The sequence below is a fragment of the Asanoa sp. NPDC050611 genome, from assembly GCF_040654855.1.
Taxonomy (GTDB): domain Bacteria; phylum Actinomycetota; class Actinomycetes; order Mycobacteriales; family Micromonosporaceae; genus Asanoa.
The window spans coordinates 1-1,712 of record NZ_JBFAIU010000659.1 but is presented as its reverse complement, the minus strand read 5'-3'; the positions used below and the strand labels follow the sequence as shown (position 1 = coordinate 1,712).

The window sequence follows — 1,712 nt, the reverse complement described above, 5'->3', positions numbered from 1 at the left end:
CGAGCGCGAGCGTCAGGAAGAAGTACATCGGTGTCTTGGCCTGTGCGATGGTCGGTTCATGCCGCTGATCCGCACTCCGTTGACGATGAAGCGCTGGAAGATGAGCAGCAGCAGGATGGTCGGCAGCGACGCGAGCGTCGAGCCGGCCATCAGCATGCCCCAGTCGTTGCCGCGGGCCGACCGGAAGTTGCCGAGGAACTGCATGATCTGGGTCAGGTTCGGGTCGGTGATGGTGAGGATCGGCCACACGTACGCGTTCCAGAACGCCAGGTACGACGCGATGCCCACGACGACGAACGGGGCGGCCGACTGCGGCAGGAACAGCCGCAGGAAGATCTGCCACCGGCTGGCACCGTCGATCATCGCGGCTTCCTCGACCGCCACCGGGAAGTTCAGGTAGTACTGCCGGAGGAAGAACATCTGCGCGCCCGACGCGACACCCGGGATGATCAGCACGGCCAGCGTGTTGAGCATGTTGAGCTTCGTGACGACCATGAAGGACGTCAGCATGATGGCCATCATCGGGATGAACATCGGCATGACGCAGTAGACCCACCACATCCGCTTTCCGCGGAACTCGAGGCGGGCGAAGGCGTACGCCGCCAGCGAGTTCACGGCGAGGCTCAACGCGGTGAAGATGAGCGCGCCGACGAACGTGACGCCCATGGCGCGCATGAACTCCGGGTCGCTGGCGATGGTCGTGTAGTTGTCGAAGCGCCACATGTCCGGGAAGAACTGGAACGGCGAGCGCAGCACTTCCGTGCGGCCCTTGAACCCGGCGATGGCCATCCACGCCAACGGAAACAGGATGCTGGCGCTGATCAGCACGACGAGCGCGGCGGACGCGGTCCGCTGGAAAAGACGCGGTGTCATGACTCTCCTAGCCGTCGATCGCCTTGTCGGACCGGACGAGCCGGAAGACGACCGCCGAGATCGCCCCGATCACCACGAACAGCAGCAGTGAGGCGGTCAACGAGTAGCTGGTCGCGTACGGGGTGACGTCGCGGAACGTGTTGAAGATGTACAGGTTCGGGGTGTTGGTCGCCTCCGACGGACCGCCGTTCGTCATGATCAGCGGCAGGTCGATCATCTGGATCGCCAGCGTGAAGCCCGTGACGAACAGGTAGAGCAGCACGTTCTTCAGCAGCGGCAGCGTGATGCGGAAGAGCCGCTGGAAGTAGTTGGCACCGTCGAGCGCGGCCTGCTCGTAGTAGCTCTCCGGGATGTCGAGCAGCGCGGCGAGCAGGATCAACGTGGTGATGCCGAAGCCGAGCCAGATGCCCGGCACGGCGATCGCGGGCAGCGCGAGCTGTGGGTCGTTGAGCCAGTTGACCGGGCCGACGCTGAGCAGGTTGAACAGCCAGTTGGCGACGCCCTCGTCCTGGTACATCAGCAGGAACAGCACGGACGCGACCACCGTGGAGACGACGGTCGGCAGGTAGACGGTGGTCTTCATCCAGCCCGCCGCACGCCGGCCGAGCGACTTGATGAAGGTGGCGAGGAGCAGGGCGATCAGGATCATCGCGGGTACGGTCAGCAGCGCGTAGTAGAGGCCGACGACGATCGAGTGCCAGAAGTCGGAGCTCTCCAGCACGTACCGGTAGAACTGGATGCCGACGAACGTGTTGCCCTTGTAGAAGTTGATCTCGTAGGTGCTCAGGTAGACCGAGTAGACCAGCGGCCAGGCTCTTACCCCGCCGTTTCACCCTTAC

Annotated in this window: 2 protein-coding genes; both read right to left on the bottom strand. The window is 63.9% G+C overall.

What is annotated here, in order from left to right; genetic code table 11:
* Positions 1–12 precede the first annotated feature (12 nt).
* Positions 13–873 carry a carbohydrate ABC transporter permease gene (locus tag AB0H87_RS41560; RefSeq protein ID WP_360159305.1) on the bottom strand — a complete coding sequence of 287 codons (861 nt, stop codon included), beginning with the start codon at positions 871–873 and terminating at the stop codon, positions 13–15.
* Between the two features lie 7 nt (positions 874–880).
* Positions 881–1,594 carry a sugar ABC transporter permease gene (locus tag AB0H87_RS41555; protein ID WP_360159302.1) on the bottom strand — a complete coding sequence of 238 codons (714 nt, stop codon included), beginning with the start codon at positions 1,592–1,594 and terminating at the stop codon, positions 881–883.
* Positions 1,595–1,712: the final 118 nt, after the last annotated feature.

Bases quoted from the DNA above. Each gene is read 5' to 3' on its own strand.
- AB0H87_RS41560 (WP_360159305.1), bottom strand. From the start codon at position 873: ATGACACCGCGTCTTTTCCAGCGGACCGCGTCCGCCGCGCTCGTCGTG.